This window comes from Cryobacterium sp. (assembly GCF_026786305.1).
Classification (GTDB): domain Bacteria; phylum Actinomycetota; class Actinomycetes; order Actinomycetales; family Microbacteriaceae; genus Cryobacterium.
The window spans coordinates 26,287-52,634 of the sequence record NZ_JAJAYI010000086.1 but is presented as its reverse complement, the minus strand read 5'-3'; the positions used below and the strand labels follow the sequence as shown (position 1 = coordinate 52,634).

25 protein-coding genes and 1 tRNA gene are annotated in these 26,348 nt (G+C 64.2%); 4 read left to right on the top strand and 22 right to left on the bottom strand.

The annotated features are described in order from the left end of the window. Nucleotides 1-7: 7 nt before the first annotated feature. The 14 genes from LH475_RS11040 to prmC form a co-directional block, all read right to left on the bottom strand. Nucleotides 8-1,012, bottom strand: coding sequence for a malate dehydrogenase (locus LH475_RS11040; protein ID WP_196845153.1), 1,005 nt, complete (start codon nucleotides 1,010-1,012; stop codon nucleotides 8-10). Between the two features lie 44 nt (nucleotides 1,013-1,056). After that, nucleotides 1,057-1,881: a peroxide stress protein YaaA gene (locus LH475_RS11035; RefSeq protein ID WP_297414032.1), complete on the bottom strand. Its 825-nt coding sequence runs from the start codon at nucleotides 1,879-1,881 to the stop codon at nucleotides 1,057-1,059. Nucleotides 1,882-1,893: 12 nt separating this feature from the next. Further along, nucleotides 1,894-2,163 (bottom strand): F0F1 ATP synthase subunit epsilon, encoded by a 270-nt coding sequence (locus LH475_RS11030; RefSeq protein ID WP_196845133.1) that lies wholly within the window; start codon nucleotides 2,161-2,163, stop codon nucleotides 1,894-1,896. 2 nt (nucleotides 2,164-2,165) lie between these two features. Then, complete coding sequence (gene atpD, locus LH475_RS11025; protein ID WP_196845132.1) at nucleotides 2,166-3,629, bottom strand: F0F1 ATP synthase subunit beta; 1,464 nt, start codon at nucleotides 3,627-3,629, stop codon at nucleotides 2,166-2,168. 33 nt (nucleotides 3,630-3,662) lie between these two features. Then, complete coding sequence (locus LH475_RS11020) at nucleotides 3,663-4,565, bottom strand: F0F1 ATP synthase subunit gamma (protein WP_196845131.1); 903 nt, start codon at nucleotides 4,563-4,565, stop codon at nucleotides 3,663-3,665. Nucleotides 4,566-4,629: 64 nt separating this feature from the next. Further along, nucleotides 4,630-6,267, bottom strand: a complete 1,638-nt coding sequence (gene atpA, locus LH475_RS11015) for a F0F1 ATP synthase subunit alpha (protein WP_196845152.1) — start codon at nucleotides 6,265-6,267, stop codon at nucleotides 4,630-4,632. 102 nt (nucleotides 6,268-6,369) lie between these two features. Continuing rightward, a complete protein-coding gene (locus tag LH475_RS11010; RefSeq protein ID WP_297414028.1) occupies nucleotides 6,370-7,167 on the bottom strand; it encodes a F0F1 ATP synthase subunit delta in 798 nt (265 codons plus the stop codon). Between the two features lie 3 nt (nucleotides 7,168-7,170). Further along, a complete protein-coding gene (locus LH475_RS11005) occupies nucleotides 7,171-7,749 on the bottom strand; it encodes a F0F1 ATP synthase subunit B (protein ID WP_196845151.1) in 579 nt (192 codons plus the stop codon). A 29-nt stretch (nucleotides 7,750-7,778) separates the two neighbouring features. Further along, complete coding sequence (gene atpE / locus LH475_RS11000; protein WP_079728361.1) at nucleotides 7,779-8,015, bottom strand: ATP synthase F0 subunit C; 237 nt, start codon at nucleotides 8,013-8,015, stop codon at nucleotides 7,779-7,781. Between the two features lie 53 nt (nucleotides 8,016-8,068). Continuing rightward, the gene (atpB, locus tag LH475_RS10995; RefSeq protein ID WP_297414023.1) at nucleotides 8,069-8,857 is read right to left on the bottom strand and encodes a F0F1 ATP synthase subunit A; all 789 of its coding nucleotides are present in this window, start codon (nucleotides 8,855-8,857) and stop codon (nucleotides 8,069-8,071) included. Nucleotides 8,858-9,052: 195 nt separating this feature from the next. After that, nucleotides 9,053-9,523, bottom strand: coding sequence for a hypothetical protein (locus LH475_RS10990; RefSeq protein WP_196845128.1), 471 nt, complete (start codon nucleotides 9,521-9,523; stop codon nucleotides 9,053-9,055). Continuing rightward, the gene (locus LH475_RS10985) at nucleotides 9,520-10,803 is read right to left on the bottom strand and encodes an MraY family glycosyltransferase (RefSeq protein ID WP_196845127.1); all 1,284 of its coding nucleotides are present in this window, start codon (nucleotides 10,801-10,803) and stop codon (nucleotides 9,520-9,522) included. Before LH475_RS10985 ends, LH475_RS10990 begins: the two co-directional genes overlap by 4 nt. 3 nt (nucleotides 10,804-10,806) lie before the next feature. Then, on the bottom strand, nucleotides 10,807-11,619 hold the full coding sequence (locus LH475_RS10980; RefSeq protein WP_297414020.1) for an L-threonylcarbamoyladenylate synthase: 813 nt from the start codon (nucleotides 11,617-11,619) through the stop codon (nucleotides 10,807-10,809). 49 nt (nucleotides 11,620-11,668) lie between these two features. Beyond that, on the bottom strand, nucleotides 11,669-12,520 hold the full coding sequence (gene prmC, locus LH475_RS10975) for a peptide chain release factor N(5)-glutamine methyltransferase (protein ID WP_297414065.1): 852 nt from the start codon (nucleotides 12,518-12,520) through the stop codon (nucleotides 11,669-11,671). A 118-nt stretch (nucleotides 12,521-12,638) separates the two neighbouring features. Between prmC and cysK the strand changes: the two genes are divergently transcribed. Both cysK and epsC read left to right on the top strand, forming a co-directional pair. After that, nucleotides 12,639-13,574 (top strand): cysteine synthase A, encoded by a 936-nt coding sequence (gene cysK / locus LH475_RS10970; RefSeq protein WP_196845124.1) that lies wholly within the window; start codon nucleotides 12,639-12,641, stop codon nucleotides 13,572-13,574. 3 nt (nucleotides 13,575-13,577) lie between these two features. Next, nucleotides 13,578-14,198: a serine O-acetyltransferase EpsC gene (gene epsC, locus LH475_RS10965; RefSeq protein ID WP_327012198.1), complete on the top strand. Its 621-nt coding sequence runs from the start codon at nucleotides 13,578-13,580 to the stop codon at nucleotides 14,196-14,198. A 13-nt stretch (nucleotides 14,199-14,211) separates the two neighbouring features. Here epsC and prfA read toward each other — a convergent pair whose 3' ends face one another. The 8 genes from prfA to argS form a co-directional block, all read right to left on the bottom strand. Beyond that, nucleotides 14,212-15,291, bottom strand: coding sequence for a peptide chain release factor 1 (gene prfA / locus LH475_RS10960; protein WP_196845122.1), 1,080 nt, complete (start codon nucleotides 15,289-15,291; stop codon nucleotides 14,212-14,214). Beyond that, nucleotides 15,291-17,738, bottom strand: a complete 2,448-nt coding sequence (gene rho / locus LH475_RS10955; RefSeq protein WP_196845121.1) for a transcription termination factor Rho — start codon at nucleotides 17,736-17,738, stop codon at nucleotides 15,291-15,293. Before rho ends, prfA begins: the two co-directional genes overlap by 1 nt. 273 nt (nucleotides 17,739-18,011) lie before the next feature. After that, the gene (gene thrB, locus LH475_RS10950) at nucleotides 18,012-18,959 is read right to left on the bottom strand and encodes a homoserine kinase (protein WP_196845120.1); all 948 of its coding nucleotides are present in this window, start codon (nucleotides 18,957-18,959) and stop codon (nucleotides 18,012-18,014) included. Beyond that, nucleotides 18,956-20,083 (bottom strand): threonine synthase, encoded by a 1,128-nt coding sequence (gene thrC, locus LH475_RS10945; protein ID WP_196845119.1) that lies wholly within the window; start codon nucleotides 20,081-20,083, stop codon nucleotides 18,956-18,958. Before thrC ends, thrB begins: the two co-directional genes overlap by 4 nt. Continuing rightward, on the bottom strand, nucleotides 20,083-21,420 hold the full coding sequence (locus tag LH475_RS10940) for a homoserine dehydrogenase (protein WP_297414014.1): 1,338 nt from the start codon (nucleotides 21,418-21,420) through the stop codon (nucleotides 20,083-20,085). The genes thrC and LH475_RS10940 overlap by 1 nt, the downstream gene beginning before the upstream one ends. Next, nucleotides 21,417-22,850 (bottom strand): diaminopimelate decarboxylase, encoded by a 1,434-nt coding sequence (gene lysA, locus LH475_RS10935; protein ID WP_297414013.1) that lies wholly within the window; start codon nucleotides 22,848-22,850, stop codon nucleotides 21,417-21,419. Before lysA ends, LH475_RS10940 begins: the two co-directional genes overlap by 4 nt. 130 nt (nucleotides 22,851-22,980) lie before the next feature. Then, nucleotides 22,981-23,742: a DUF2993 domain-containing protein gene (locus LH475_RS10930; RefSeq protein ID WP_196845117.1), complete on the bottom strand. Its 762-nt coding sequence runs from the start codon at nucleotides 23,740-23,742 to the stop codon at nucleotides 22,981-22,983. 2 nt (nucleotides 23,743-23,744) lie between these two features. After that, nucleotides 23,745-25,421: an arginine--tRNA ligase gene (gene argS, locus LH475_RS10925; protein ID WP_297414011.1), complete on the bottom strand. Its 1,677-nt coding sequence runs from the start codon at nucleotides 25,419-25,421 to the stop codon at nucleotides 23,745-23,747. A 42-nt stretch (nucleotides 25,422-25,463) separates the two neighbouring features. Here argS and LH475_RS10920 point away from each other — a divergent pair, with 42 nt between their 5' ends. Both LH475_RS10920 and LH475_RS10915 read left to right on the top strand, forming a co-directional pair. Beyond that, a complete protein-coding gene (locus tag LH475_RS10920; protein WP_297414009.1) occupies nucleotides 25,464-26,135 on the top strand; it encodes an iron ABC transporter ATP-binding protein in 672 nt (223 codons plus the stop codon). Nucleotides 26,136-26,193: 58 nt separating this feature from the next. Further along, nucleotides 26,194-26,265 (top strand) — tRNA-Arg (locus LH475_RS10915). The last annotated feature ends 83 nt before the right edge of the window (nucleotides 26,266-26,348 follow it).

The following is a 26,348-nucleotide window of genomic DNA, read 5'->3' as shown; positions in this document are numbered from 1 at the left end:
GGCGGGGTCACCGGCGACCGAGCGGTAGCAGGCCGAGCGCCCGCACCGCGTCACGCTCTTCCACCAGTTCGGCCACGGATGCCCGAATGCGGCTGCGCGAGAACTCGTTCAGTTCGAGCCCATTCACGATGCACCACTGCCCATCGACGGAACGCACCGGAAACGAACAGATCAATCCCGGCGAAACGTCGTACGAGCCGTCGGAGACCACGCCCGCGCTGGTCCAGTCGGCCCCGCGGCCGTTCACCCAGTCAAAAATATGATCAATGGCGGCGTTGGCCGCCGAAGCCACCGACGAGCCGCCTCGCACAGCGATGATCTCCGAGCCGCGCTTGGCTACTCGAGGAATGAAAGTCTGCGCCAGCCACTGCTCATCGACGAGCTCGCGAACCGCACGGCCCTCTGCGGTCGCCTGAAAAACATCCGGATACTGACTGGAGGAGTGGTTTCCCCAAATCGTCAGCCCGTGAATCGCGTCAACGGGTACCTGGAGGTGGTTGGAGAGCTGCCCGACGGCCCGGTTGTGGTCAAGCCGGGTCATGGCGGTGAAACGCTCCCGCGGAATGTCGGGCGCGTGCGCAGCGGCGATGAGGGCGTTCGTGTTGGCAGGGTTGCCCACGACGAGCACGCGCACATCGTCGGCGGCACCCGCATTTATTGCGGCGCCCTGCGGCCCGAAAATACGACCGTTCGCTTCGAGCAGGTCGGCCCGTTCCATGCCGGGCCCCCGGGGACGAGATCCGACCAGCAGCGCAATGTTGACGCCGTCGAACGCGACGGCCGGGTCGTCGGTGACGGTCACGGTGCGCAGCAGCCCAAAAGCGCAGTCCTCAAGTTCGAGCGCGGATCCTTCGGCGGCCTTGATCCCCTGCGGTATTTCGAGAAGGGTCAGATTCACCGGAGTCGTAGGGCCAAGGAGCGCGCCCGAGGCGATACGAAACAGCAGCGCATAGCCGATCTGACCACCGGCGCCGGTGACCGTGACGTTGACCGGCTGACGCCGGACCGGCACGTTTGCATCGGACAAGTTCAGGTCTGAGGTCGTATCGCCGGTGTTCACCCACCCAGCCTATCCCCGCGTTCCTTCGTGGTGTAGATGCTCGACGCGGCCGGAACGCCCGGGGAGGCAAGCTGCTGCTCGGCGAGCAGCTCAATCTCCCCCGGAGCTCCCACAGCGAGGCGAATGCCCTGCGCCGTTGCCCAGTCGATCAATTCGGTAACCGACCCGAGGTTCTCGCCACTCTGCACCAGCGCCCGGGTGAACTCACCCTTGGACTTCTTGTTGAAATGGTTGAGTGCCCGCTTCCGGCCGTCGACGGTCTCAGCGACGACGCGCACGTACACCGAGCCCGGGCGCACGGGCGCGGCTCCGAGCGCAACATACGCCTCGGAACGCAGATCGAGCAGCAGCCCGGTGGTCCGAGCCAGAACGCCCGCGACGGATGCTCCCCAATGCTTCTTCAATGCCAGCTCAGGTATGCGAGAGTCGTGCGACATACGGTACGCGGGAATGTGGTCGAGAGCGTGCAGCGGCCCCAACAGCGCCGAGTGCACCGCGACGTGGGTGTGCGCGAATGCCCGCTCCGATTCAGAGAGGGATGCTGCATCCAGTCCGTCGTAGAGCACACCGGTGTAGCGATCAATGACCGGCATGGTCGGCGAGGTGAGCAACAAACGGTTGCGGTCGATTTCACACAGTTGGGTCCGCCCGAGTTTCAGGGCCGCCTGCGCGGTCTTCGCGTTGCGTGAGAGTTTGACGAGGGCCCGAGCCAGGGCGCGACGTTGCGCAGTCAGACTGGGATAGGACAGTGTCGACCAGTCCAGGGGTACAGCTTCGCCGCCGGAACGTTTCGTCTCCGACGGCGGAAGCAGTATCAACACGGGTGACCTGGGTTATGAACCAACGAGTTCAGCCTTGCGGGCCACGATGGTGACCGTGTCGTTATCGACCGAAAGAAAACCATCTTCGGCCCGTGCAACAACCTTCGACCCGTCGTCCAGGGTGAGGCGAACGTCGCCCACGGCCAGAATCGCCAACATCGGCTCGTGGCCGGCAAGAATACCGATCTCGCCCTCGACGGTCTTGGCCACAACCATCGTCACCTCGCCGGTCCAGACCTCTCGCGCGGCCGAGACAACGCTGACGGAAAGCGACTTCGCCATACTTAGTCGTTCTCCTTCTGGATCTGGGCCCACTTCTCTTCGACGTCGTTGATGCCACCGACGTTGAAGAAGGCCTGCTCGGCCACGTGGTCGAAGTCACCATTGGCGATTGCCGTGAACGACTCGATGGTGTCCTTGAGCGGAACAGTGGAACCTTCGACACCGGTGAACTTCTTCGCCATGTAGGTGTTCTGGGAGAGGAACTGCTGAATGCGGCGGGCACGGGACACCGTGACCTTGTCTTCTTCAGAGAGCTCGTCAACGCCCAGGATCGCGATGATCTCCTGGAGTTCCTTGTTCTTCTGCAGGATAGCCTTGACGCGCACAGCCGTGTTGTAGTGATCGGCACCCAGGTAGCGGGGGTCGAGGATGCGGCTGGTCGAGGTGAGCGGATCAACGGCCGGGTACAGGCCCTTGGACGCGATTTCACGCGACAGCTCGGTCGTGGCGTCCAGGTGGGCGAAAGTGGTCGCCGGTGCGGGGTCGGTGTAGTCGTCGGCGGGCACGTAGATCGCCTGCAGGGAGGTGATCGAGTGTCCACGGGTCGACGTGATGCGCTCCTGCAGGATTCCCATCTCGTCGGCCAGGTTGGGCTGGTAGCCCACCGCAGAAGGCATGCGGCCCAGCAGGGTCGACACCTCCGAACCGGCCTGGGTGAAGCGGAAGATGTTGTCGATGAAGAGCAAGACGTCTTGCTTCTCGACGTCGCGGAAATACTCAGCCATGGTCAGGGCGCTGAGCGCGACGCGCAGACGAGTTCCCGGCGGCTCGTCCATCTGGCCGAAGACTAGCGCGGTCTTATCGAAGACGCCGGCTTCCTCCATCTCGGCGATGAGGTCGTTGCCCTCACGGGTACGCTCACCGACGCCGGCGAACACTGATACTCCACCGTGGTCCTGCGCAACGCGCTGGATCATTTCCTGGATGAGGACGGTCTTACCGACTCCCGCACCACCGAAGAGGCCGATCTTTCCACCGAGAACATACGGCGTGAGAAGGTCGATGACCTTGATTCCAGTTTCGAACAGCTGGGTCTTGGACTCGAGCTGGTCGAAGGCCGGCGGCTTGCGGTGGATGGGCCAGCGCTCGGTGATCTCAATCTTCTCACCGGGCTTGGCGTTGAGCACATCACCGATGACGTTGAAAACCTTGCCCTTGGTGACGTTTCCGACCGGAACCGTGATGGGGCTGCCGGTGTCGCGCACTTCCTGGCCGCGGACGAGTCCGTCGGTCGGGTTGAGCGCGATGGCGCGAACGAGGTCGTCACCGAGGTGCAGTGCAACCTCCAGCGTGATCTCGTTCGAGTCGTCACCGATGGTGATCGTGGTCTTCAGGGCGTTGTAGATGCCGGGGATCGAGTCATGCGGAAACTCGATGTCGACAACGGGGCCCGTGACGCGCGCGATGCGGCCAACAGAGCCGGCCGTGTCCTCCGCCCGGACTGGCGCAATTGCGGTGTCAGTCATTGCTCTCTCTTCTCTGCCCATGGGACATGTGAACTACTTCTTAGCGGATGAGAGCGCGTCGGCTCCACCCACGATCTCGGAAATCTGCTGGGTGATCTCAGACTGACGCGCGTTGTTCGACAGGCGCGTGTAGTCCGTGATCAGCTTGTCGGCATTATCGCTTGCCGACTTCATTGCCTTCTGGCGGCTTGCATGCTCAGACGCAGCCGACTGCAGCATGGCGTTGAACAGACGACTCTCGATGTACACCGGGAGGAGGCTGTCCAGAACCGTTTCAACGTCGGGCTCGAACTCGTAGAGCGGGAGAACCGTGTTATCGCCGGGTTCTTCCACACCCTCAACGACCTCGAGGGGAAGCAGCCGAACAACCTCGGGCACCTGGGTGACCATGCTGACGAAGCGGTTGTAGACGATGTGGATCTCGTCGACGCCACCATCGGAGTAGTCCGTGAGGAAGGACTCCAGCAGGGCCTCTCCGATCTCCTTGGCCGTCTCAAACTGCGGCTGATCGGTTCCGCCGGTCCAGACTCGCTCCGACGTGCGGTTACGAAAACTGAAGTAGGCGATGGCCTTCCGGCCCACCAGGAAGTAGACGATGTCCTTGCCCTGGCCGCGGAGCAACTCGCTGAGCGACTCCGCCTCCCGCAGAACCTGCGAGCTGAACGCGCCAGCCAAGCCGCGGTCGGAAGCGAAGATGACGACCGCTGCGCGCTCGATCTTCTCGGGCTCCGTGGTGAGCACGTGATCGACGTTTGAGTACGTGGCCACCGCTGAAACGGCGCGCGTCACCGCGCGCGAATACGGGGTTGACGCAGCGACTCGCGCCTGAGCTTTCTGAATGCGCGAGGCGGAGATCAGCTCCATGGCCCGAGTGATCTTCTTGGTCGTCTGGGCAGACTTGATCTTCTGCCGGTAGACCCGAAGTTGCGCTCCCATGTTTCTGCTTCCTTGTCTTTCAGTGTTGTCGTCGGTCGTACTGTGTCGTCAGAATCGGCGAGGACTAGCGGCGGTGCTTGACGATCTTTTCCTGGTTGACGTCTTCGGCGGCAATCGCCTCAAACTTTTCCTTACCAACCGAGGCGAGCGGCTTGCCCTCACCGGTCTGGAATTCGAGCTTGAACTTATCGACTCCGGCGGTCAGAGCGGCAACGGTCTCATCGGAGAGAACGTTGGTCTCGCGCAGGTTTTTCAGGATCTCGGTGTTGCGACCGAGGAAGTCGAGCAGTTCGCGCTCGAACCGCAATACGTCGGGAACCGGAACCTCGTCGAGCTTGCCGTTGATGCCGGACCAGATCGATACGACCTGGTCCTCAACGGGGTACGGCGAGTACTGCGGCTGACGCAGCAGCTCGGTCAGGCGGGCGCCACGGGCGAGCTGACGACGGCTGGCCGCGTCGAGGTCAGAGGCGAACATCGCGAAGGCTTCGAGCGAACGGTACTGGGCCAGCTCGAGCTTGAGCGTGCCGGAGACCTTCTTGATCGACTTGACCTGCGCATCGCCACCGACACGGGAGACCGAGATACCCACATCAACAGCGGGACGCTGGTTGGCGTTGAACAGGTCGGATTGTAGAAAGATCTGGCCGTCGGTGATCGAGATCACGTTGGTCGGAATGTAGGCGGCAACGTCGTTGGCCTTGGTCTCGATGATCGGAAGGCCGGTCATCGATCCGGCACCGAGCTCGTCCGAGAGCTTGGCACAACGCTCGAGCAGACGGGAGTGCAGGTAGAAGACGTCTCCGGGGTACGCTTCGCGTCCCGGTGGGCGACGAAGCAGCAGGGATACTGCACGGTAGGCCTCAGCCTGCTTGGAGAGGTCATCGAAGACGATGAGAACATGCTTGCCGGCGTACATCCAGTGCTGGCCGATGGCCGAACCCGTGTACGGGGCGAGGTATTTGAAGCCGGCGGGGTCCGAGGCAGGAGCGGCGACGATGGTGGTGTACTCCATCGCTCCGGCATCCTCGAGCGCTCCCTTGACCGAAGCAATGGTGGAGCCCTTTTGGCCGATAGCGACGTAGATGCAACGAACCTGCTTGTTGCTGTCGCCCGACTCCCAGTTCGCCTTCTGGTTGATGATGGTATCGATCGCGATCGCGGTCTTGCCAGTCTGGCGGTCACCAATGATGAGTTGACGCTGGCCACGGCCGATCGGGATCATGGCGTCAATGGCCTTGATGCCGGTCTGCATCGGCTCGTGCACGCTCTTGCGGTGCATAACACCGGGAGCCTGCAGTTCGAGGGCACGACGACCTTCGGTCGCAATGTCGCCCAGTCCGTCAATCGGAGCACCGAGCGGGTCAACGACGCGGCCGAGGTAGCCGTCGCCGACGGGAACGGAGAGGACCTCGCCAGTGCGGTGCACCTCCATGCCTTCAACGATGCTGGCGAACTCGCCGAGCACAACGACGCCGATCTCGTCTTCGTCGAGGTTCTGGGCGAGGCCCAGGGTGCCGTCGGCAAATTTGATGAGTTCGTTGGCCATCACGCCGGGCAAGCCCTCAACGTGGGCGATACCGTCGCCGGCCGTGGTGACGTAGCCGACCTCGGTCGTTGATGTCTTGTTCGGCTCGTAGGACTTCACGAAGTCCTGGAGAGCGCCACGGATCTCATCGGGGCTGATCGTTAGTTCTGCCATCATCTTCCCTTTTCTGTACGGCTGTACAGGTTCTGTCTGTTCGAGGACGCTGCCGCCCTGAGTCATCTGGTACTGCTGGGGTTTGTGGTGCTGCCGAAGAAATCAGCTGGCGAGCTGGAGTCTCAAATCTGCAAGGCGGGTTGCGATGCTGCCGTCGATGACCAGATCGCCAATTTGTACGCGAACTCCGCCGACCAGTGCCGGGTCTACGACCTGGTTGATGGTGAGTGCACGTCCGTGGCGTTCCTGGAGGGTCGTCTGCAAGCGGGCGAGCTGGGCGGGCGTGAGTACGCTCGCCGAAGTGATGGTGGCAATCGACGTACCCGATTGGTCGGCGACAACGGATGCAGCGTGCCGCAGCAGTTCGCCGATGCGGCGGCCGCGAGGCTGCTGCACCAGATGCCGAACAATCGCCAGCGTCTGACCGGATACTTTGCCGGCCAGAAGCTTCTGCACGAGGGCTGCCTTGGCGTCGACCTTGCCGAGCTTGCTGGCCAGGGCCAGCTCCAGCTCAGCGTCCGAGGACACCGTCTTGCCGAAGGCGAAGAGTTCGCCCTCAATCGACGTGCCGGCCGGTGCCGACAGAGCGGATGCCCGCAGGCCCAGTTCTTCGATTCCGGCGAGCAGGTCGTCGTGGCTGGACCAGCGTTCCGACACGGCGGCTGCGAGCAGGTCAAGCGCCCGAGGCGTCACGTTCGAGCCGAATACGGCACGAACGAGGGTGACCTTGGCGGACGACTCCGCTGATGCATCGCCGAGTGCCGACAATAGCTGAGACGTCGACCCGATCACTCGACCGGCGCCGAAGAGGCTTTCGCCGGTCGCCAGATCAGTCGTACCGCCGGGTACGGACAGTGCCGCCCTCGATGTGGCGAGTGCTTCTCTGGTGGCGCTTCCCATTTGTTAGATCTTTCCTGCTGATGGAGCTGCTGCGTGAGACGGTACTTCGCTGGCTTCGAGTTCCGCCAGGAAACGATCGACAATGGCGCTGGCTTTCGCGTCGTCGGACAGACTTTCACCGATGACACCCGAGGCGAGGTCAATGGCGAGGGCGCCCACTTCGCTCCGGAGTGACACGACGGCGGCCTGACGTTCGGCTTCGATCTGCGTCTTGGCACTGGCCGCGATGCGACCGGCTTCGGCCGCAGCCTGCTCCTTGTGCTCAGCGACGATGCGCTGGCCGTCGGTGCGGGCCTGGTCACGAATCTGACCGGCTTCAGCGCGAGCATCAGCGAGCTGGGCCGTGTACTGCACGAGTGCAGCTTCGGCCTTGCGCTGGGCCTCGTCGGCCTTGGCGATGTTGCCCTCGATGGCTTCTGCACGGTCGTCAAGGAGCTTCTGCATTCTGGGGAGCACGAGCTTCCAGAAGAAGAACAAAATCACGACAAAGCAGACCGCCGACCAGATGATGTCGTAAACCTCTGGGATGAGCGGGTTTTTCGTCGCTTCTTCCGTCGCGGCTGCAATTACTGCGTGAAGCATCATGCCTCCTAACTGAGTAGTGAAGAGGACTAGTTCGTGAAGATGAAGTAGGTGGCGATGCCGATGAAGGCGAGCGCCTCGGTGAAGGCGATACCGATGTACATCAGCACCTGCAGGCGGCCGGCCAGCTCAGGCTGACGTGCGACACCTTCGATGGTCTTGCCAACGACGATACCCACACCGATTGCCGGGCCGATGGCTGCGAGGCCATAACCGACGGTCGCGATGTTTCCGTTGATTTCCGCGAGAACGGTTGTTGCGTCCACGTATGTTTCCTTCCGTGATGGTGAATGCGGCGAGTGCCGGATTCCTAAAGTGTCTAGTGTTCCTCAGCCAGCGCGAGCTGGATGTAGACGGCGGTGAGTAGGGCAAAAATGTAAGCCTGGAGAACGGCAATCAGCACTTCGAAGAGCGTGAAGGCGAAGCCGAAGACGAGGGTGCCAGCGCCGAAGAGCTTGAACCCGCCATCCGCAGTGAAGAAGAAGAACTGGGTGGCGCTGAAGAACAGCACGAGCAGAAGGTGCCCGACGATCATGTTCATCATGAGTCGAAGCGTGAGGGTGACCGGGCGCACCAGGAACGTCGAGATGAATTCGATCGGCGTGACGATGATGTACAGGAACGGCGGAACTCCGGGAGGGAAGAGCGAGTTGCGGAAGAATTTAACCGGGCTCTTCTTCACGCCGGCGTAAATGAAGGTTCCGTAGGAAATAACACCGAGTAGCAGCGGAACCCCGATCACCGAGGTGCCGGCAATATTGAGGAACGGGATGATTCCCGTGATGTTCATGAACAGCACCATGAAAAAGATGGTCGTCAGAAGCGGCAGAAACCGCCTGCCATCTTTCTTGCCGAGCAGGTCTTCGGCGATATTGACGCGAACGAAGTCGAGTCCCATTTCGGCCAGGCTCTGGCCGCGGGTCGGAATGATCTTCATGCGACGGGTGCCGAGCCAGAAGACGAGCATCAGGACCGCGACCGCAAGAAAGCGAATCAGAATAATGCGGTTGATCTCGAAGTTGGTACCCTCGAAGAAAATGACATCGGGGAAGAACTCATTGATGGAGGGACCGTTGAATTCACCGTCGCCGGTGGCAGACGGGACCATCAGGTTTACGGCGATTTCTAGCAGCGCTTTCTCCTGTTTCGGGGCGGTGAGCTCTGCTCGCGCAACGACGAATATGGGCGGGTTTACGACGCTGTAAAGCATGTGCAAACCGGGGTGGGATCGTTTTTTACTCTAGCAAAGATCAGGCGCTGAGCCGAATCGAGACCGGGATCCGTGGGCGGATGAGTAGAAGGGTTACTCGTCCACTGGGGCTGTGGGCAACGTGACGTCGCTGGCGTAGGGCATTCGGCTCTTCATCACGACGACAGCGTCCACGACAAGGGACCCCACAACGCCCGCAATAATGCAGAGGAACAGCACCATCGGCTGGATCCACAAGCGATCCTGCAGCACCACGAGCAACACCAGGAAGACAACAAATTTGAGCAGCCAGCCACCCATGATGATGCCGAAGAAGCCGCCAATGGCGGACTCGTTTCCGGCGATACGATTGGCGAGCAGAATGCTGCCGGCCGTGATGCCCATGAAGGCGACGGACATGACCGTTCCGATCAGGGCGCTGAGCACACCGGTGCCGCCGTCGACGAGGTAGCCGACGACGCAACCGACCACGGCGATGGCGAGGGCGACGTACGCCCCGTAGACGAGGATGCGACGCAGCACGGGGATCGACGTCGGCTGGGCTGGTGGGGTGGCGCTGGTCATGCGTTCTCCTCGGCAGGCGCCGCAGCGGGTACGGTCGCTCGTGTCGTTGTGGTGACTGACGGTGCTGGAACTGATCGTGTTGGCATGGCGGCCTCGTCGAGCGGGTCGTACTGGTCGAGCACAGCGATTTGTGCGGGTGCCGACTGACTGACCCATTCACCGGTCTTGCGGCGGCCGAGTGGGGCGAGCGTGACGATGGTGCAGGTGAGCAGCGACGTCACCAGGAAGATGGTCGCGTACCAGGTCGGCAGGGCGAAGTAGACCGGCAGGATGTAATAGAGCAGGCATCCAACGGAGGCTGCGGCTGTCCACCCGTAGAAGATCAGTACGGCATGCAGGTGGGAGTGCCCCATATCGAGCAGCCGGTGGTGCAGGTGTTTTCGGTCGGCGCTGAAGGGCGATTTGCCGGCCCGCACCCGCCGGAACACCGCCAGCCCGAAGTCGAGCAGCGGAATGATCATGATCGCCACCGGCAACAGGATGGGGATGAACGCGGGAAAGAGTTGCGAGCGGTTGATGGCGGTCGGGTCGATCTGCCCGGTGATGGCGATGGCGCTCGTGGCCATGAGCAGGCCGACGAGAAGCGCTCCGGCATCGCCCATGAACAGTTTGGCCGGGTGCCAGTTCAATGGGAGGAAACCCACACAGGCGCCGACCAGAATGGCGGCGATGAGCGACGCGAGGTTGAAGTAGTTGGTCGGCGAGGTGTCGCGCACGAGCAGATAGCTGTAGAGAAAGAACACACCGTTGGCAATGAGGGCCACGCCGGTGACAAGGCCGTCGAGGCCGTCGATGAAGTTGATCATGTTCATGACCACAACGATGGCGACGACCGTGAACACAATCGACATCCAGCCGCTACCGACCGTCAAGCCCCCGATCGGCAGGGAGTAGATTTGCACGCCCTGCCAGGCGACGAGCCCGGCGGCGATGAACTGACCGGCGAGTTTCGTCATCCAGTCGAGGTCCCAGATGTCGTCGGCGACGCCGACGAGCACGATGAGCAGGGCCGCACCGAGAATGGCGAGAATCTGCTGCGGATCGGCGAATACGAGTCGGAGCGGCGCAAAGGCCCCCGCGAGGAGATAGGCGATTCCGAAAGCAACCAGGATGCCGAGGAACATGGCGATGCCGCCGAGGCGCGGGGTGGGGCGGGTGTGCACGTCACGTTCGCGAATCTTGGGGTACAGATGGTACTTGTGGCTGAGTTTGTAGACCACGATCGACAGCACGAACGTGACGATCGCCGAAACGAACGCGAGCAGAATGAAAAGGGTCATGGTCTACCGGCTGGCATCCGTTTCGCCCTGAGATTCGTCTTGGGACGGTGCGGCGATGGTGGGTGTCGCATCCGCATCAACCGGTTCTGCCGGTGTTCCGGGAATAGCCGGTGCGGCCGCCAGCACGTCGCCCACGACGGCCAGGAGTGCGTCTCGGGAGATGACGCCGCTGCGTACGATATGGAGGAAACCGCCGTTGGTTTCGAACCCGGTGGCGTCAACAATCGTCGACGAGCCGTCTCCCGATTGGCCGAACGCGCTTTCATAGGTGCCGCCGGCCGTGCCGCCGTCGAGGTAGACGTCGATGCTCTCGCCGAGCGCCGCTTCGGCGGATTGCGCGTCACGGGTTGCGGGCATTCCGCTGAGGTTGGCGCTCGATACGGCGAGCGGGCCGGTTTCGGCGAGCAGGTCGAGCGCGATTTGGTTGCTCGGCATGCGCAGCGCCACGGTGCCGCGGGTTTCACCCAGATCCCAGACCAGCGAGGGCTGGGCATTGACGATGATCGTCAATCCACCCGGCCAGAACGCCGCGACCAGGTCGCGCACCGGCTGCGGCACGTCGACGGCGAGAGCGTCGAGGGTGGGAATGCTGGGAATGAGAACGGGCGGCGGCGACTGACGGCTGCGGCCCTTCGCATCGAGGAGCAGCTGCACCGCCTCGGCGTTGAACGCGTCAGCGGCCACACCGTAAACCGTATCGGTGGGGATGACCACGAGCGCCCCGCGGCCGATGGCCGCGCGCGCCAGTGTGATGTGCGCCGCGTAGTCAGACTCGCTCGTTTCCGAGTCGCTCGTGCAATCGTAGATACGTGTCATTTCCGGTAATTCTAACTCAGCGCGGTTGTGAAGAGCGGATGCGGGCGGTTTAAGGGCGCAGCGCGGTGGTGGCCCGGTCGCGGCTGGTGTAATCGCGGTGGGTGGCTGGTGCACGCCAGCCATCGTTCGTGAGCAACTCCCGTATCGCGGCGCCCTGCAGTTCGCCGTGCTCGATCACGAGCACACCGCCGGGGCGCAGCAGGCGCAGGCCGGTTGCCGATACGCTGCGTACCACGTCGAGGCCGTCGACACCGCCGAACAGGGCGTGGGCGGGATCAAACAGGCGCACCTCGGGGTCGCGGGGAATCGCATCCGCGGGAATGTAGGGCGGATTCGAGATGACGACGGCGACCGTACCGTCGAGTTCGACGAACGCGTCGGCGAGGTCGCCGAAGACGAGGGTGGCGTTACGCGCTCCGATCTCCTCGAAGTTACGAGTGGTCCAGGGGAAGGCCTCCGGCGAGTTTTCAATCGCGAAAATGCGCGCGTGCGGCACCTCGGTGGCCAGGACCAGGGCGATTGCGCCGCTTCCGGTGCCGAGGTCGACGCCGATCGGCTCTGGATCGGGCATGGAGCGCAGCGCGTCGATGGCGAACTGGGCGACCTGCTCGGTTTCGGGGCGCGGCACGAACACCCCCGGCCCCACGTTCAGGGCGAGGGAGCGGAACGGGGCGCGGCCGGTGATGTGCTGGAGGGGTTCGCGTGTGCTGCGGCGGGCAAGCAGGGTGTCGATGGTGGCGGCATCCGCGTGGCTGATGGTCCGATTCAGGAAGCTGCCGGCCTGCACCTCGCCGCGGCTCTGCCCGAGTACGTGGCCGATCAACAGGTCGGCATCGACCTCGGGGTCGGAGATGCCGGCCGCGGTGAGCAGGCTGATCGCTCGGTTTCGTAAGGAGCGCAGGGTGGGGGGTAGGGCAGAATCTGAAGAAGGCACGTACTGAAATGTAACTCACCGACCGCTATTCAGCCGGGGGACATAGGCTGGACTCGGCCTTTTCCACCGAACGAAAGTTGCCCTCGTGCCAAAGATCTATTCCGATATCACCGAAGCCGTTGGTGGGACCCCCCTCGTCAAACTGAACCGTTTGACCACAGGCCTCGGCGCGACCGTACTCGCCAAGCTCGAGTTCTATAATCCTTCCAGCAGCGTGAAGGACCGCATCGGTGTTGCGATGATCAATGCGGCCGAGAAGGACGGTTCGCTGGGGCCCGGCGGCACCATCGTCGAAGCGACCAGCGGCAACACGGGCATCGCCCTCGCCATGGTCGGTGCCGCCCGCGGCTACACGGTCATTCTGGCGATGCCCGAAACCATGAGCAAGGAACGCCGCGTCATGATGCGCGCCTACGGCGCCAAAATCGAGCTCACCGCGGGAGCCGATGGCATGCGCGGCGCGGTCGAAAAGGCCGCCGAGATCGTCGCGAACACGCCGGGCGCCATACTCGCCAGCCAGTTCACGAATCCGGCCAACCCGGCCATCCACCGCGCGACTACCGGCGTGGAGATCTGGAATGACACCGAGGGTGCCGTTGACATTCTTGTCGCGGGCATCGGCACCGGCGGCACCATCTCCGGAGCCGGCGGCTACCTCAAGGAGCAAAAGCCGGGCCTCAAGGTCGTCGGTGTTGAGCCCATCGACTCCCCCATCCTGACCGGCGGTACCCCCGGTCCGCACAAGATTCAGGGTCTGGGCGCAAACTTCGTGCCGGAAGTCCTGGACCGCAAGGTCTACGACTCGATCACCGATGTGACGCTGGCCGACTCCCTCGCCACGGCACGCGCACTCGGCACCGAGGAAGGCATCCTCGGCGGCATCTCCTGCGGCGCCGCCGTCTGGGCCGCGCTCGAGCAGGCAAAACTGCCCGAGAACGCTGGCAAGACCATCGTCGTCATCATTCCCGGCTTCGGCGAGCGGTACATTTCGACCGTGCTGTACGAAGACCTGCTGGACTAAGACCTGCGGGACTACGAGAATGCTGTCTCTGCCTACATGAATCCTTTTTCACGCATCCGTGAAGACATTGCGGCCGCGCGCGCCCACGACCCCGCTGCGCGGAGCAACATCGAGGTCTTTCTCGCCTACAGCGGGCTGCACGCAGTCTGGTCGTATCGGGTTGCGAATCGACTCTGGCGGGCCGGGCAGCACCTGCCAGCCCGCCTGGTATCGCAGGTGACCCGGTTTCTGACCGGAATTGAGATTCATCCGGGCGCAACGATCGGGCGCCGCCTGTTCATCGACCACGGCATGGGTGTCGTGATCGGTGAAACGGCCGTGCTCGGTAAGGACGTGATGCTCTACCACGGGGTGACGCTGGGTGGTAAGAGCCGTCACGGGCATGCGCGTGGGGTGCGGAGGCATCCGTTTCTCGACGATGGCGTCACGGTGGGTGCGGGAGCCAAGGTGCTCGGCCCGATCACGATCGGGGCGTGGAGCACGATCGGCTCGAACGCGGTCGTGACCAAGGACGCCCCGCCGCGGTCGCTGCTGGTGGGCGTACCGGCGACGATTCGCCCGCAAACCCCCGCGACGGTGGAGTCGGCCCGGGGAGGCACCGTCGAACCCGAATACTACCTCTGACCCAATTCGCCGGCTACTCGGGGTCGCCGAGCTCGGCCAGACGGGTTTCCTCATCGGCGTGGATGCAGGAGTCGATGACGGGGCCGAGAGCTCCGTTCATCACGGCGTCCAGGTTGTACGCCTTGTAGCCGGTGCGGTGATCGGCGATGCGGTTCTCCGGAAAATTGTACGTGCGGATGCGTTCTGAGCGATCCATCGTACGGATCTGCCCCTTGCGCACCAGGCTCGCCGCCGCGTCGATCTCTTCCTGCTGGCGGGCCAGAACCCGGGCACGCAGCACACGCATGCCCGCTTCCTTGTTCTGCAGCTGGGACTTCTCGTTCTGCATCGCGACCACGATTCCGGTCGGAAGATGGGTGATGCGTACAGCCGAGTCGGTCGTGTTGACCGATTGGCCGCCCGGGCCGCTCGACCGGTAGACATCGATTTTGAGGTCGTTCGGGTGCAACTCGACCTCTTCGGGTTCGTCGACCTCCGGGAAGACGAGCACGCCGGCTGCGGAGGTGTGAATGCGTCCCTGCGACTCGGTCGCCGGAACACGCTGTACGCGGTGCACGCCGCCCTCGTATTTCAGGTGGGCCCACACGCCCTCGGCCGGGTCGCTCGACGATCCCTTGATCGCGAGCTGGATATCCTTGATTCCGCCGAGATCGCTCGAGGTCTGCTCGATGATCTCGGTCTTCCAGCGATTCGACTCGGCGTAGTGCAGGTACATGCGCAGGAGATCAGCGGCGAACAGTGCCGATTCGGCACCGCCCTCCCCCATCTTGATTTCCATGATGACGTCACGGGCGTCGAGTTCGTCGCGCGGAATCAGCAAGCGCCGCAGCTTCTCGGCCGCAACGCCCTGCTGTTCCACGAGATCCGGGATCTCCTCGGCGAAGGCAGCATCTTCATCGGCGAGTTCACGAGCGGCTTCAAGATTATCGTCGACCTCTTTCCACACGTGGTACGCCGCGATGATGCGGCTCAGCTCGGCGTAGCGCCGGTTGACCTTCTTCGAACGGGCCGGATTCGCGTGCAGCTCCGGATCCGCCAACTGTGACTGCAGGTCGTCGTGCTCGGCCAGCAGCGTGAGGACGGATTCGAACATTATTTGTCCTTGTCTGACCCGTTCAGGGTCGGCATCGACTTCTGAACCTGCATGAGGAATTCTACGTTCGAGGAGGTCTCCTTGAGACGGCCGAGGATGAGTTCGAGCGCCTGCTGCTGCTCAAGCCCGGCGAGGGCGCGACGCAGCTTCCAGGTGACCTTGACTTCATCGGCGCTCATCAGCATTTCTTCGCGCCGGGTACCCGATGCGTTCACGTCAACGGCGGGGAAGATGCGCTTGTCGGCCAGCTGGCGTGACAGCCGCAGTTCCATGTTGCCGGTGCCCTTGAACTCCTCGAAGATGACCTCGTCCATTTTGGAGCCGGTCTCCACGAGCGCGGAGGCGAGGATGGTGAGCGAGCCACCGTTCTCGATGTTGCGAGCCGCACCGAAGAAACGCTTTGGCGGATACAGAGCGGATGCGTCGACGCCGCCCGAGAGGATACGACCGGAGGCAGGTGCCACCAAGTTGTAGGCACGGCCCAGGCGGGTGATCGAGTCGAGCAGTACGACGACGTCGTGGCCCAGTTCGACCAGACGCTTGGCGCGCTCGATGGCGAGCTCGGCGACCGTGGTGTGGTCTTCGGCTGGACGGTCGAAGGTGGAGGCGATGACCTCACCCTTCACCGTGCGCTGCATGTCGGTGACCTCTTCGGGTCGCTCATCGACCAGGACGACCATGAGGTGCACCTCGGGGTTGTTGGTGGCGATGGCGTTCGCGATCTGCTGCATGACGATGGTCTTGCCGGCCTTGGGGGGTGCGACGATCAGACCGCGCTGCCCCTTGCCGATCGGGGCGACAAGGTCGATTATGCGCTGGGTGAGCTTTCCGGGCTCGGTTTCGAGGCGCAGGCGTTCCGTCGGGTACAACGGCGTGAGCTTGTGGAAGTCGACGCGGGTCGCGGCCTCCTCAACGGTCTGCCCGTTGATCGAGTCAACCTTGACGATGGCGTTGTACTTCTGACGCCCGGACTGGTCGCCCTCGTGCGGCTGGCGAATGGAGCCGACGACGGCGTCACCCTTGCGCAGGTTGTACTTCTTGACCTGGCCCAGCGAGACGTAGACGTCGCTCGCACCGGGCAAGTAGCCGGAGGTGCGGACGAAGGCGTAGTTGTCGAGCACGTCGAGGATGCCCGCGACGGGAATGAGAACGTCGTCGTCGTTGACCTCGGGTTCGAAGTCATCGCCCTGGTTCGGGCCGCGACGCTTGCGGTCACGGTACCGGTTGCGGTTGCCGCGGCCGTTCAGGTCGTCGTCGAGCTGGTTCCGGTCCTGGCCACGGTCGTTCTGACCCTGATTACGGTCCTGGTTCCGGTCCTGGCCCCGGTCGTTCTGGCCCTGGTTGCGGTCGGCCTGCGCTTGGGCACGCTCCTGATTGCGCTCCTGGTTGCGCTCGTTGCGAGCCTGACGCTGGCTCTGCGCCCGCGTCATGCCCTCGTCGTTGGTGCCGTTCTGGTTACGGTCGTTCTGACCGCGGTCGTTCTGGTTGTTCTGGCTGTTCTGACTGTTCTGACTGTTCTGGCTGTTCTGGCTGTTTTGGCGATCGGTGGCCGGGGCGTTCTCACCCTGGTTGCGGTCAGCAGCCTGCGCGCGGTCAGCGCCCCCGCGGCTGCGGCTGCGGCTGCGGCCCTGGCGGGGGGCCGCTGTGTCGATCGACTCGTCGGTTGATTCGACCTGTGCATCAGCTGGTGCGTCGGTCGACACCTCGAGCGCGTCGGTGGCTGCAACCTCGACAGCCACTCCGTCAAACCCTGCGGGCGACTCGGAGGGAGTCACAGCGGCGGTGCGCTGCGACGAAGCGCGACGGGACGCGCGGCGAGGGGCCGGTGCGTCCGGAGCCGGTGAGTCGGCGAGGGTCTCAGCAGGAGCATCGGCGGAGTCGGCAACCACTGCGGCGGCGTCATCGAGGTGCACGGGTGCGACCTGCACGCGCTTGCGCGCCTGGCGAACCGGCTTGTCGGTATCGGGTGCGGAGCTCTCTGAAGCGGATGCCGCGCCATCCACTGGTGCCGCCACGACATTGCGGGCGTTGCGCGCGATACGAGAGCCGGCGGCCGGTGCGTCGGGCAGGATGATGCCGAATCCGGTGCTGGCGTCGGCATTGACGTGGGACTTGGCGGGAGCGGCGGTGTTGGTGCTGGCACGACGCGGTGCACGCTTGCGCGGGGCGGTATCGATCGCCTCGGCGAGGCTATCCATCGGTGCAGCCTCGACCGGTGCAGCCTCGACCGGTGCAGCCTCGACCGGAGCAGCCTCGACCGGAGCAGCGGCACTGGCCTGATCGGTGCCGGACCGAGCCGTGGTGATCGCGTCCACGAGTTCTCCTTTACGAAGTTTGGAAGCGCCGGAGATTCCCAGTTCAAGGGCCAGAGCCTGAAGCTCGGACACGCGAAGGGCACTCAGGCGAGGAAGGTCCGAGCCAGCGGCGCGGAGGTTGACATCAGTCACGAAGGGGGTTCCTTTCCCCTGCCGAACGAAAATTCAGGCCAGGAGAGATGTGTGCAGCGACGAATGCGCTGCGGGTGATCCAATCCGACAAATGGAGGGGATTGGTGTAAACACGCACAGCTACGCACGAAATCGCAATAGCAGTGAGGTAAAGGGAATGCACCGGAGAGGGTGTCGCCGTGGGCGGTTGCTATCGGGTGCACCCTTACCCTAGCACTCCCCCGCCAGTCGAGCCGACGTGCGTGCGGCACGTTGGCTCGATCGGAACGCTCGCTACGCGGCGTTCTCCTGGGTGAGCGGATGCACGGTCGCACCCTGTACATCAACGGCGAGCATGAGGGCACGCCAGGGGGTCTCGGATTGGCTCGCGACGAGTTCGGCAGCGACCAGGCGCTGTCCAGGGTCGCTCGCGAGCACGAGAATCGATGGCCCGGCACCGGACACGACGGCCGCGAAGCCGGCGGCGCGCAGCAGGGTGATGAGTTTGTTCGTCTCCGGCATGGCGGCGGCGCGGTAGCTCTGGTGCAGTTTGTCTTCGGTCGCGGCGAGCAGCAGTTCCGGGCTCTGGATGAGCGCGGCGATCAGCAGCGCGGATCGCGACAGGTTGAAGACGGCGTCTTCATGTGGCACCGAGGCCGGCTGCAGACTGCGTGCGAGAGCGGTGGACATCTCCTGCGCGGGCACGACCACGAGCGGCTTGACACCGCGATGCACCATGAGTTTTTTGTGGCGCGGGCCCTCCGGGGTGGTCCAGGCAATGGTCAGGCCGCCAAACAGCGCCGGGGCGACATTATCGGGGTGACCTTCCATCTCGGTGGCGAGCACGAGCAGCATTTCGGCGTCGATGTCAACGATTCCCTCGAGCAGTCCCTTCGCCGCCATGATGCCCGACACTATGGCTGCGCCGGAGGAGCCGAGGCCGCGCCCGTGCGGAATGACGTTGTACGCGACGATGTTGAGCCCGGGCATGGGCTGACCGACGGCTTTGAAGGTGTGAATGATCGCCCGCACGACGAGGTTGCTCTCGTCGGTGGGTACCAGACCGGCACCGACGCCGTGCACCTCGACGAACACGCCGGGTTCGCTGCGCACGGTCACCTCAAGCTTGTCGTACTTGGCCAGCGCCAGACCGAGAGTGTCGAAGCCGGGACCGAGGTTGGCCGTCGTGGCCGGCACCTGCACCGATACCGCGCGGCCGATCAGCGAAACGGGCCTGGTCATGCCTTGGCCAGGCCAAGCACGCTCGCGATTTCAGCGGTGTCGACCGGAACAATGGTGGGCACAACGTCGGAACCGTCGGCGGTACGCAGCGCCCACTGCGGGTCCTTCAGACCGTGACCGGTGACCGTGATGACCACGGTCGAGCCCTTCGGAATAAACCCGGCCTCGGCACGCTCGAACAGGCCGGCGACTCCGATAGCGGATGTCGGTTCCACGAAAATACCGACCTCGGCCGAGAGAATACGATGGGCTTCAAGAATCTTCGCGTCGGTGATGGCACCGAAGTAGCCGTCGCTCTGCTCACGTGCGTTCAGCGCGAGGTCCCACGACGCCGGATTGCCGATGCGGATGGCGCTGGCGATGGTGTCGGGGTGGTCGACACGGTGGCCGAGAACAATCGGGGCGCTGCCGGAGGCCTGAAAGCCGAACATGCGCGGCAGCTTCGAGGTGGCGCCGCGGGCGACCTCTTCGCTGTAGCCGCGAAAGTAGGCGGTGTAGTTGCCGGCATTGCCGACCGGAACGAACTGAAAGTCGGGGGCGTCGCCGAGCACTTCGACGACTTCAAATGCCGCGGTCTTCTGGCCTTCGATGCGGTCGGGGTTGACCGAGTTGACCAGGTGCACCGGGTAATTGGTGGCGAGTTCGCGCGCGATGTCGAGGCAGTCATCAAAGTTACCCTGCACCTGCAGCAGCTGCGCGTTGTGGGCGACGGCCTGGCTGAGCTTGCCCATGGCAATCTTGCCCTCGGGCACCAGCACGGCGGCGGTGATGCCGGCGTGGGCGGCGTACGCGGCAGCGGAGGCGCTGGTGTTGCCGGTTGAGGCGCAGATGACGACTTTCGCTCCGTCTTCCACGGCCTTGGAGACGGCCATGGTCATGCCGCGGTCCTTGAACGACCCGGTGGGATTCATACCCTCGAACTTGATCCAGACCTTGGCGCCGGTGCGCGCGGAGAGTGCGGCGGCCGGAATGAGCGGCGTTCCACCCTCACCGAGGGTGATGATCGGGGTCGCGGCCGAGATGTTCAGTCGGTCGGAGTATTCGTTCAATACCCCGCGCCACTGGCGGCTGACTATCGCGCCCGGCGTGGTCAGGTTGGTGCGGGTCTCGCTTGGGCTAAACATCAAACTCCTTCAACTCTCAAAACGGATGCGACTTCGCTGACAAAACTGTTGGTGGCCAGGTCCTGCACGGTGGCGGCGAGTGCGGCCTCCGTTGCGTCATGGGTCCCGATCACTAGGGTAGCCGTGGCCGAGCGGGCTGCACGACTCGCCGTGCCGATCACGGCCGGCGTCATGGACTGTTCCACGAGCGCGAGCGACACCTTGCGCTTGCCGAACACGCTCGCGATGGTCGCGAGCACGCCGGGTTCGTCGGTGACCTCGAGGGTTACCGCATAGCGGGTGGTGACCCGGCCGATGTCAAAGACCGGCAGGGCGGCGTGGCTGGACGCAGCAACTCCCGGCCCGCCGGCGACGTGACGCCGCGCGATGGAGACGACGTCGCCGAGTACGGCCGAGGCCGTCTCGACTCCTCCGGCTCCGGCTCCGTAGAACATGAGGCTGCCGGCGGATTCCGCCTCGACGAAGACGGCGTTGTTGGCGCCGTGCACGGCGGCGAGCGGATGACTGCGCGGCACCATCGCCGGGTAGACCCGCGCTGAGACGCCGTCGACGCCGTTCTCGTCGGTGACGCGTTCGCAGATCGCGAGCAGCTTCACGACGTAGCCGGCCTTGCGGGCCGATTCGATCTGCGCCGGCGTGACAGAGGTGATGCCCTCGCGATAAACGGATGCCAGCGGTACCGTCGTGTGAAACGCCAGACTGGCCAGAATGGCGGCCTTCTGCGCCGCGTCATAGCCGTCAATATCGGCGGTTGGGTCGGCCTCCGCGTAACCGAGCGCGGTGGCCTCGGCCAACGCGTCGCCGAGACTGGACCCTTGCGTATCCATGCGGTCAAGGATGAAGTTCGTGGTGCCGTTGACGATGCCCAGGATGCGCTTGATCTGGTCGCCGGCGAAGCTTTCGCGCAGCGGGCGCACGATGGGAATGGCCCCGGCAACCGCGGCCTCGTAGTTGAGCTGAGCGCCGACCTGGTCGGCGGCCGCGAACAGCTCAGGCCCGTGCAGGGCCAGGAGCGCCTTGTTCGCGGTGACGACATCCGCTCCGGAACTGATCGCGAGCAGAATGTAGCTGCGGGCCGGCTCGATGCCTCCCATGAGTTCAATGACGATGTCGGCGCCGAGAATGAGTTCTGCGGCGTCGGTCGTGAACAGCTCGCGCGGCAGGTCGACGGTGCGTTCCGCGTTCACATCGCGAACCGCGATGCCGACCAGTTCCAGGGTGGCGCCGACCCGGTTGGCGAGCTCCGGGCCCTGTTCCAGTAGTAGGCGGGCCACCTGGGCACCGACGGATCCACCACCGAGGAGGGCGACGCGCAGATTCCGGTATTCGATCTTCAAGATTCTCCTACGTCGGTGCGGCCAGACGGCGCCGCCCCGGTGTCGCGCGCGAGCAGGTCGAAGATCGTTTCACCGCGCACGAGCACGCGCGCTGATCCGTTCAGTACGGCAACGACGGACGCGCGGCCCTGATAGTTGTAGTTGTTGGAGAGCGCCCAGCAGTAGGCGCCGGTGGCGGGTACGGCGAGCAGATCGCCGGGAGTCACGTCACCGGGCAGGTAGTCGGAATCGACGACGATGTCACCGCTCTCACAGTGTTTACCGGCGATGCGCACGAGCACCGGAAGAGCGGTCGACGCGCGATCGGCGAGGCGCACCGCATAGTCGGCGCCGTAGAGGGCCGGGCGCACGTTGTCGCTCATTCCGCCATCGACGCTGACGTAGAGCCGCGGGGCGCCCGAGACGTCGACGGCCTTGGTCGTGCCGACCCGGTACAGGCTCACGCCGGCGGGACCAATGATGACGCGGCCGGGTTCGAACGCGACGACCGGCAGCGGAATGTTCAGTCGCGCGCACTCGGTGGCGACGATGTCTGCCAGGGCCACGGCGAGTTCGCGTATCGGCGTGGGCTCGTCGGCACTCGTATAGGCGATGCCGAAGCCGCCGCCGAGGTTCAGCTCGGGTACCGGGCCGGAGGCCAGCAGCTCGGCGTGCACGTCCAACAGCCGAGCGGCCGACTCGGCGAATCCCTCGGCGCCGAAGATCTGCGAGCCAATGTGGCAGTGCAATCCGACGAAGTTGAGTGCGGCTTCGGCGCGAATCAGCCCGACCAGCCTCGGAGCGTCCGTGAGTACGATGCCGAATTTCTGGTCTTCGTGGGAGGTGGCGAGAAAATCGTGGGTGTGCGCGTGCACGCCGCTGTTCACGCGCAGGCGCACGTTCTGCACCCGACCGTTGCGGGCAGCGGCTTCGGCGACGCGGCCGATTTCGACCTCGCTGTCAATCACGATCGTGCCGACACCGACCCGGGTGGCCTGGTCGAGTTCGGCCAGGGACTTGTTGTTGCCGTGAAAACCGAGCCGGGCCGGGTCGGCGCCGCCGGCCAGCGCGACGGCCAGTTCTCCGCCGCTACACACATCTATGTTCAGGCCAGCGGCGATCATCCAGCGCACGACCTCGGTCGAGAGAAAGGCCTTGCCGGCGTAGTAGACCTTGGCGCTCGTGCCGATGCGGGCGAACTCGGCCTGGAACTCGGCGAGCAGCTCTGCCGCCCGAGCGCGAGCATCCGCTTCGTCGATAATATAGAGGGGCGTGCCGAATTCGGCGGCGAGGGCCGCGGCGCTGACCCCGCCGAAGACGAGTTCGCCGGTGCTGGTGCGCTCAGCCGAGGTGGGCCAGAGACCCGGCGCGAGCGCGTTGGCGTCGGCGGGCTGGTGCAGCCACGCGGGCGCCAGCGGATTGGGCGTGCGTTCAAGGGGATCAGGTGTCACGGGAACTACCTCACGAGAGTCGAAGGGGAATCTCAGCGAGCGAACCCGGATTGGTCCCTGAAGCCGGAAAATAGGCCAACCCGGTGACCGGGCGTACCTGGCCATATTCTACTGTCGCACGAGGTTCGAATTAGCGGGAGCAGCTGCCGAGGGTGGTCAGCGACTGCGCGGTGAGCATAAGACTGTTCGACTCCAGCTTAACGCGTGCACGTGTGGGCGAGATGTCGACGCCGCTCAGCTCAACTCCCTTGGGAAGATAGCTCGCGACGCAGACTGCGATCGGCGCCCGCTGGAGGATCAGGTCGACGAGGGGGGTTGCGTCGATGTCGCCGACCCCGCTCGTTACGGTGGCTTCGGTGGGCGCGAAGTTCAGCGTATCGCCGGCGGCGCTGGCGCTGGCCGTGGCGCTGTAGCCGACGTTGAAATCGAACAACTGCACCGTGCCGGTATAGGCCACCGTGCCGTCTCCGAGGGTCATTACGGCGTCAGCGGGGGCGGTACCAGAGGCCTGCACGAGCTGGTTGAGGGCGTTCTGGTCGAGGTCGAGCGTGGCGTTGAGTGAGCCGATGGCCTTTGCGGTGTTCGTCGATACGTTGTGGGCAATCACGTGAACGGATGCCGGCACGCCGTCGACCGTCAGGTTCGGCGCGGTCAGTTCGATCTGGTCGAAGCTGCCGGCGATGAACTGTGCGATCACGGACGTGCCGCCGATGGTGACGGTGATGTCGCCGGTCACGGAAGCGGGCATCCGGTTGCTGATCTCGGTTTCGGCGCGATCCTGCGCAACCGCGCGCACCCCGTTGTCGACGAGAAAATAGGCGACGACGAGCAGAATTGCGATCACGCCGACGATGATCAGCGAAACGACGCCGCGACGTTTAGTTCCCGCCATGGCTACATGCGCTCCGGGGCAGTGACGCCGAGCAGGCCGAGGCCGTTGCGGATCACCTGGCCGGTCGCGTCGTTGAGCCACAGGCGGGTGCGATGCAGGTCGGTGACCGGTTCCTCGCCGAGCGGAATGACGCGACAGTTGTCGTACCAGCGGTGGTAGTAGCCGGCGACCTCTTCGATGTAGCGGGCCACGCGGTGCGGCTCGCGTAGTTCAGCAGCCTGGGCGACGACACGGGGAAACTCCTGCAGCACGCCGAGGAGCGCGGATTCGCTGTCGTGCACGAGCAATTCCGGGGCGAAGACCGTGCGTTCGACACCGCTCGCGGCGGCGTTGCGGGCAACCGAGCAGGTGCGGGCGTGGGCGTACTGCACGTAGAAGACGGGGTTGTCGTTGGTGCGTTTGCCGAGCAGGTCGAGGTCGATGTCGAGCTGCGAATCACTGTTCGAGCGCACCAGGGCGTAGCGGCCGGCGTCGACGCCGACCGCGTCGACGAGGTCATCGAGGGTGACAATGGTGCCGGCCCGCTTGGACATGCGCACCGGTTCGCCGTCTTTGAGCAGGTTGACCATCTGGCCGATCAGAATCTGCAGGTTCACGCCGGGCTCATCGCCGAAGGCTGAAACCATCGCCATCATGCGGCCGACGTAACCATGGTGGTCGGCGCCGAGCATGATCAGGCACTGGTCGAATCCGCGCTCGCGCTTGTCGAGGTAGTAACCGAGGTCGCCCGAGATGTAAGCGGGTTCACCATTTGAGCGAATGATGACCCGGTCGCGATCATCACCGAATGTGGTCGTGCGTAGCCAGATGGCGCCATCCGCTTCGAAGATGTGGCCCTGTTCGCGCAGTCGCTCGATGGCGCGGTCGACGGCGCCGGATTCGTGCAGGGAATCTTCGTGAAAGTACACGTCGAAGTCGACGCCGAAGCCGTGCAGCTTGTCTTTGATCTCGGTGAACATGAGATCAACGCCGATGGAACGGAACACCTCTTGCTGTTCCTCGCGCGTGAGGGCGGCGACGTCGCCATCGTACGTCGCGAGAACGTTGGCGGCGATATCGCCGATGTAGCCTCCGCCGTAACCGTCTTCGGGGGTGGGGTCACCGAGGTAGCTGGCGAGCACGCTGCGGGCAAAACGATCAATCTGCGAACCGTGGTCGTTGAAGTAGTACTCGCGGGTCACATCGGCGCCCTCGGCCTGCAGCACCCGGGCCAGGCTGTCGCCGACCGCGGCCCAGCGCACGCCGCCCATGTGAATCGGGCCGGTGGGGTTGGCCGAGACGAATTCAAGGTTAATGTTGAGGCCGTCATACAGGTGGCCGGTGCCGTAGACTGTGCCCTGGTCGACGATGGTCTTGGCCAGTGCGCCCGCCGCCGCCGCCTCGAGGCGAATATTGATGAAGCCGGGGCCGGCGATTTCAACGGATGCGACATCCGTCAACTCTTCGAGACCAGCAGCCAGTTCGGCCGCGATGTCACGCGGGTTGGCACCGAGGGGTTTGGCGATCTTCAGCGCAATACTCGAGGCCCAGTCGCCGTGGTCGCGGTTTCGCGGGCGTTCGACGGCGACGTCGGCGAGGGTGAGTCCGAGGTCTACCCCGACCGTGTCAACCTCGCGTCGGCGTTCGCTGACGCCCCGGATGAGGTCGAAAAGGGACTGGGAGAGTTCGGCAGGAGTCACTGCTCAATCGTACCGGCCCCCTCCTGTTGGTAAGGTCAACGCGTGACTGATACACGCGTCTACCCCTCTTTTGTTCGTACCGCCGCGCGTACCGCCGCGCGTACCACGCGCCGACAAGCCGGCCTGGTGCTCGCCGGTGGCGCGTTGTTCGCCCTCCTGTTGACCGGGTGCAGTGGTGGCGACACCCCAACGCCGTCGGATTCCGCAGCGGCGACGAGCGGGGCATCCGCTGACCCGAGCGAGAGTGCTGCACCCTCGCCGTCGCCGACGCCGGAAGCGACCGGCGCGCCGATCGCGCAGACCTGTGACCAGCTGCTCACGCTGCAGGATGTCTACAACTTCAACCCGAACTACGGCACCGCGCCCGACTACTCGCCAGCTGCCGGCGGTCTGGCCGAGACCGCACAGACCTACAACGGGCTGACCTGCGGCTGGTCGAACCAGTCGAGCGGTGAACTCATTGAGGTCTCGGTCGTGGCACCCAACGACGTGTTGATGACCACGCTCAAGCAGAAGGCGGATGCCGACAGCCAAGCCGTTCCGACCTACGGCACCCCGCCGACCGTCGACGGTTTCTTCACCTACGCCGGTGGCAGCGGTCAGGCCCAGGTCTTCACCGGCACGTACTGGGTCACCATGAGTTCGCCGGCGTTCTACAACGAGCCCGGTGCCGCGGAAGGCCTCATGTCGGCGGTACTCACTCACCTCGGGTAGCGAATGCCGCCGGTGGGTCGTGACGGCCGGGCCAGGATGCTAACCTTGAAACACCCTGGCCCCCATAGCTCAGGGGATAGAGCACTGCCCTCCGGAGGCAGGGGCGGCAGTTCGAATCTGCCTGGGGGCACACTTGTCACGTGACACGCCAGTTCGGACAAGCGGAACCATCTAAGGGCACCTGAACTAAACCGTACCTGAACTAAACCGTAT

Coding starts and splice junctions, on each gene's coding strand:
- LH475_RS11030 (WP_196845133.1), bottom strand. CDS start 2,163: ATGGCGAAGTCGCTTTCCGTCAGCGTTGTCTCGGCCGCGCGAGAGGTC.
- atpD (WP_196845132.1), bottom strand. CDS start 3,629: ATGACTGACACCGCAATTGCGCCAGTCCGGGCGGAGGACACGGCCGGC.
- LH475_RS11020 (WP_196845131.1), bottom strand. CDS start 4,565: ATGGGAGCGCAACTTCGGGTCTACCGGCAGAAGATCAAGTCTGCCCAG.
- atpA (WP_196845152.1), bottom strand. CDS start 6,267: ATGGCAGAACTAACGATCAGCCCCGATGAGATCCGTGGCGCTCTCCAG.
- LH475_RS11010 (WP_297414028.1), bottom strand. CDS start 7,167: ATGGGAAGCGCCACCAGAGAAGCACTCGCCACATCGAGGGCGGCACTG.
- LH475_RS11005 (WP_196845151.1), bottom strand. CDS start 7,749: ATGCTTCACGCAGTAATTGCAGCCGCGACGGAAGAAGCGACGAAAAAC.
- atpB (WP_297414023.1), bottom strand. CDS start 8,857: ATGGTCCCGTCTGCCACCGGCGACGGTGAATTCAACGGTCCCTCCATC.
- LH475_RS10990 (WP_196845128.1), bottom strand. CDS start 9,523: ATGACCAGCGCCACCCCACCAGCCCAGCCGACGTCGATCCCCGTGCTG.
- LH475_RS10985 (WP_196845127.1), bottom strand. CDS start 10,803: ATGACCCTTTTCATTCTGCTCGCGTTCGTTTCGGCGATCGTCACGTTC.
- LH475_RS10980 (WP_297414020.1), bottom strand. CDS start 11,619: ATGACACGTATCTACGATTGCACGAGCGACTCGGAAACGAGCGAGTCT.
- prfA (WP_196845122.1), bottom strand. CDS start 15,291: ATGTTCGAATCCGTCCTCACGCTGCTGGCCGAGCACGACGACCTGCAG.
- thrB (WP_196845120.1), bottom strand. CDS start 18,959: ATGACCAGGCCCGTTTCGCTGATCGGCCGCGCGGTATCGGTGCAGGTG.
- thrC (WP_196845119.1), bottom strand. CDS start 20,083: ATGTTTAGCCCAAGCGAGACCCGCACCAACCTGACCACGCCGGGCGCG.
- LH475_RS10930 (WP_196845117.1), bottom strand. CDS start 23,742: ATGGCGGGAACTAAACGTCGCGGCGTCGTTTCGCTGATCATCGTCGGC.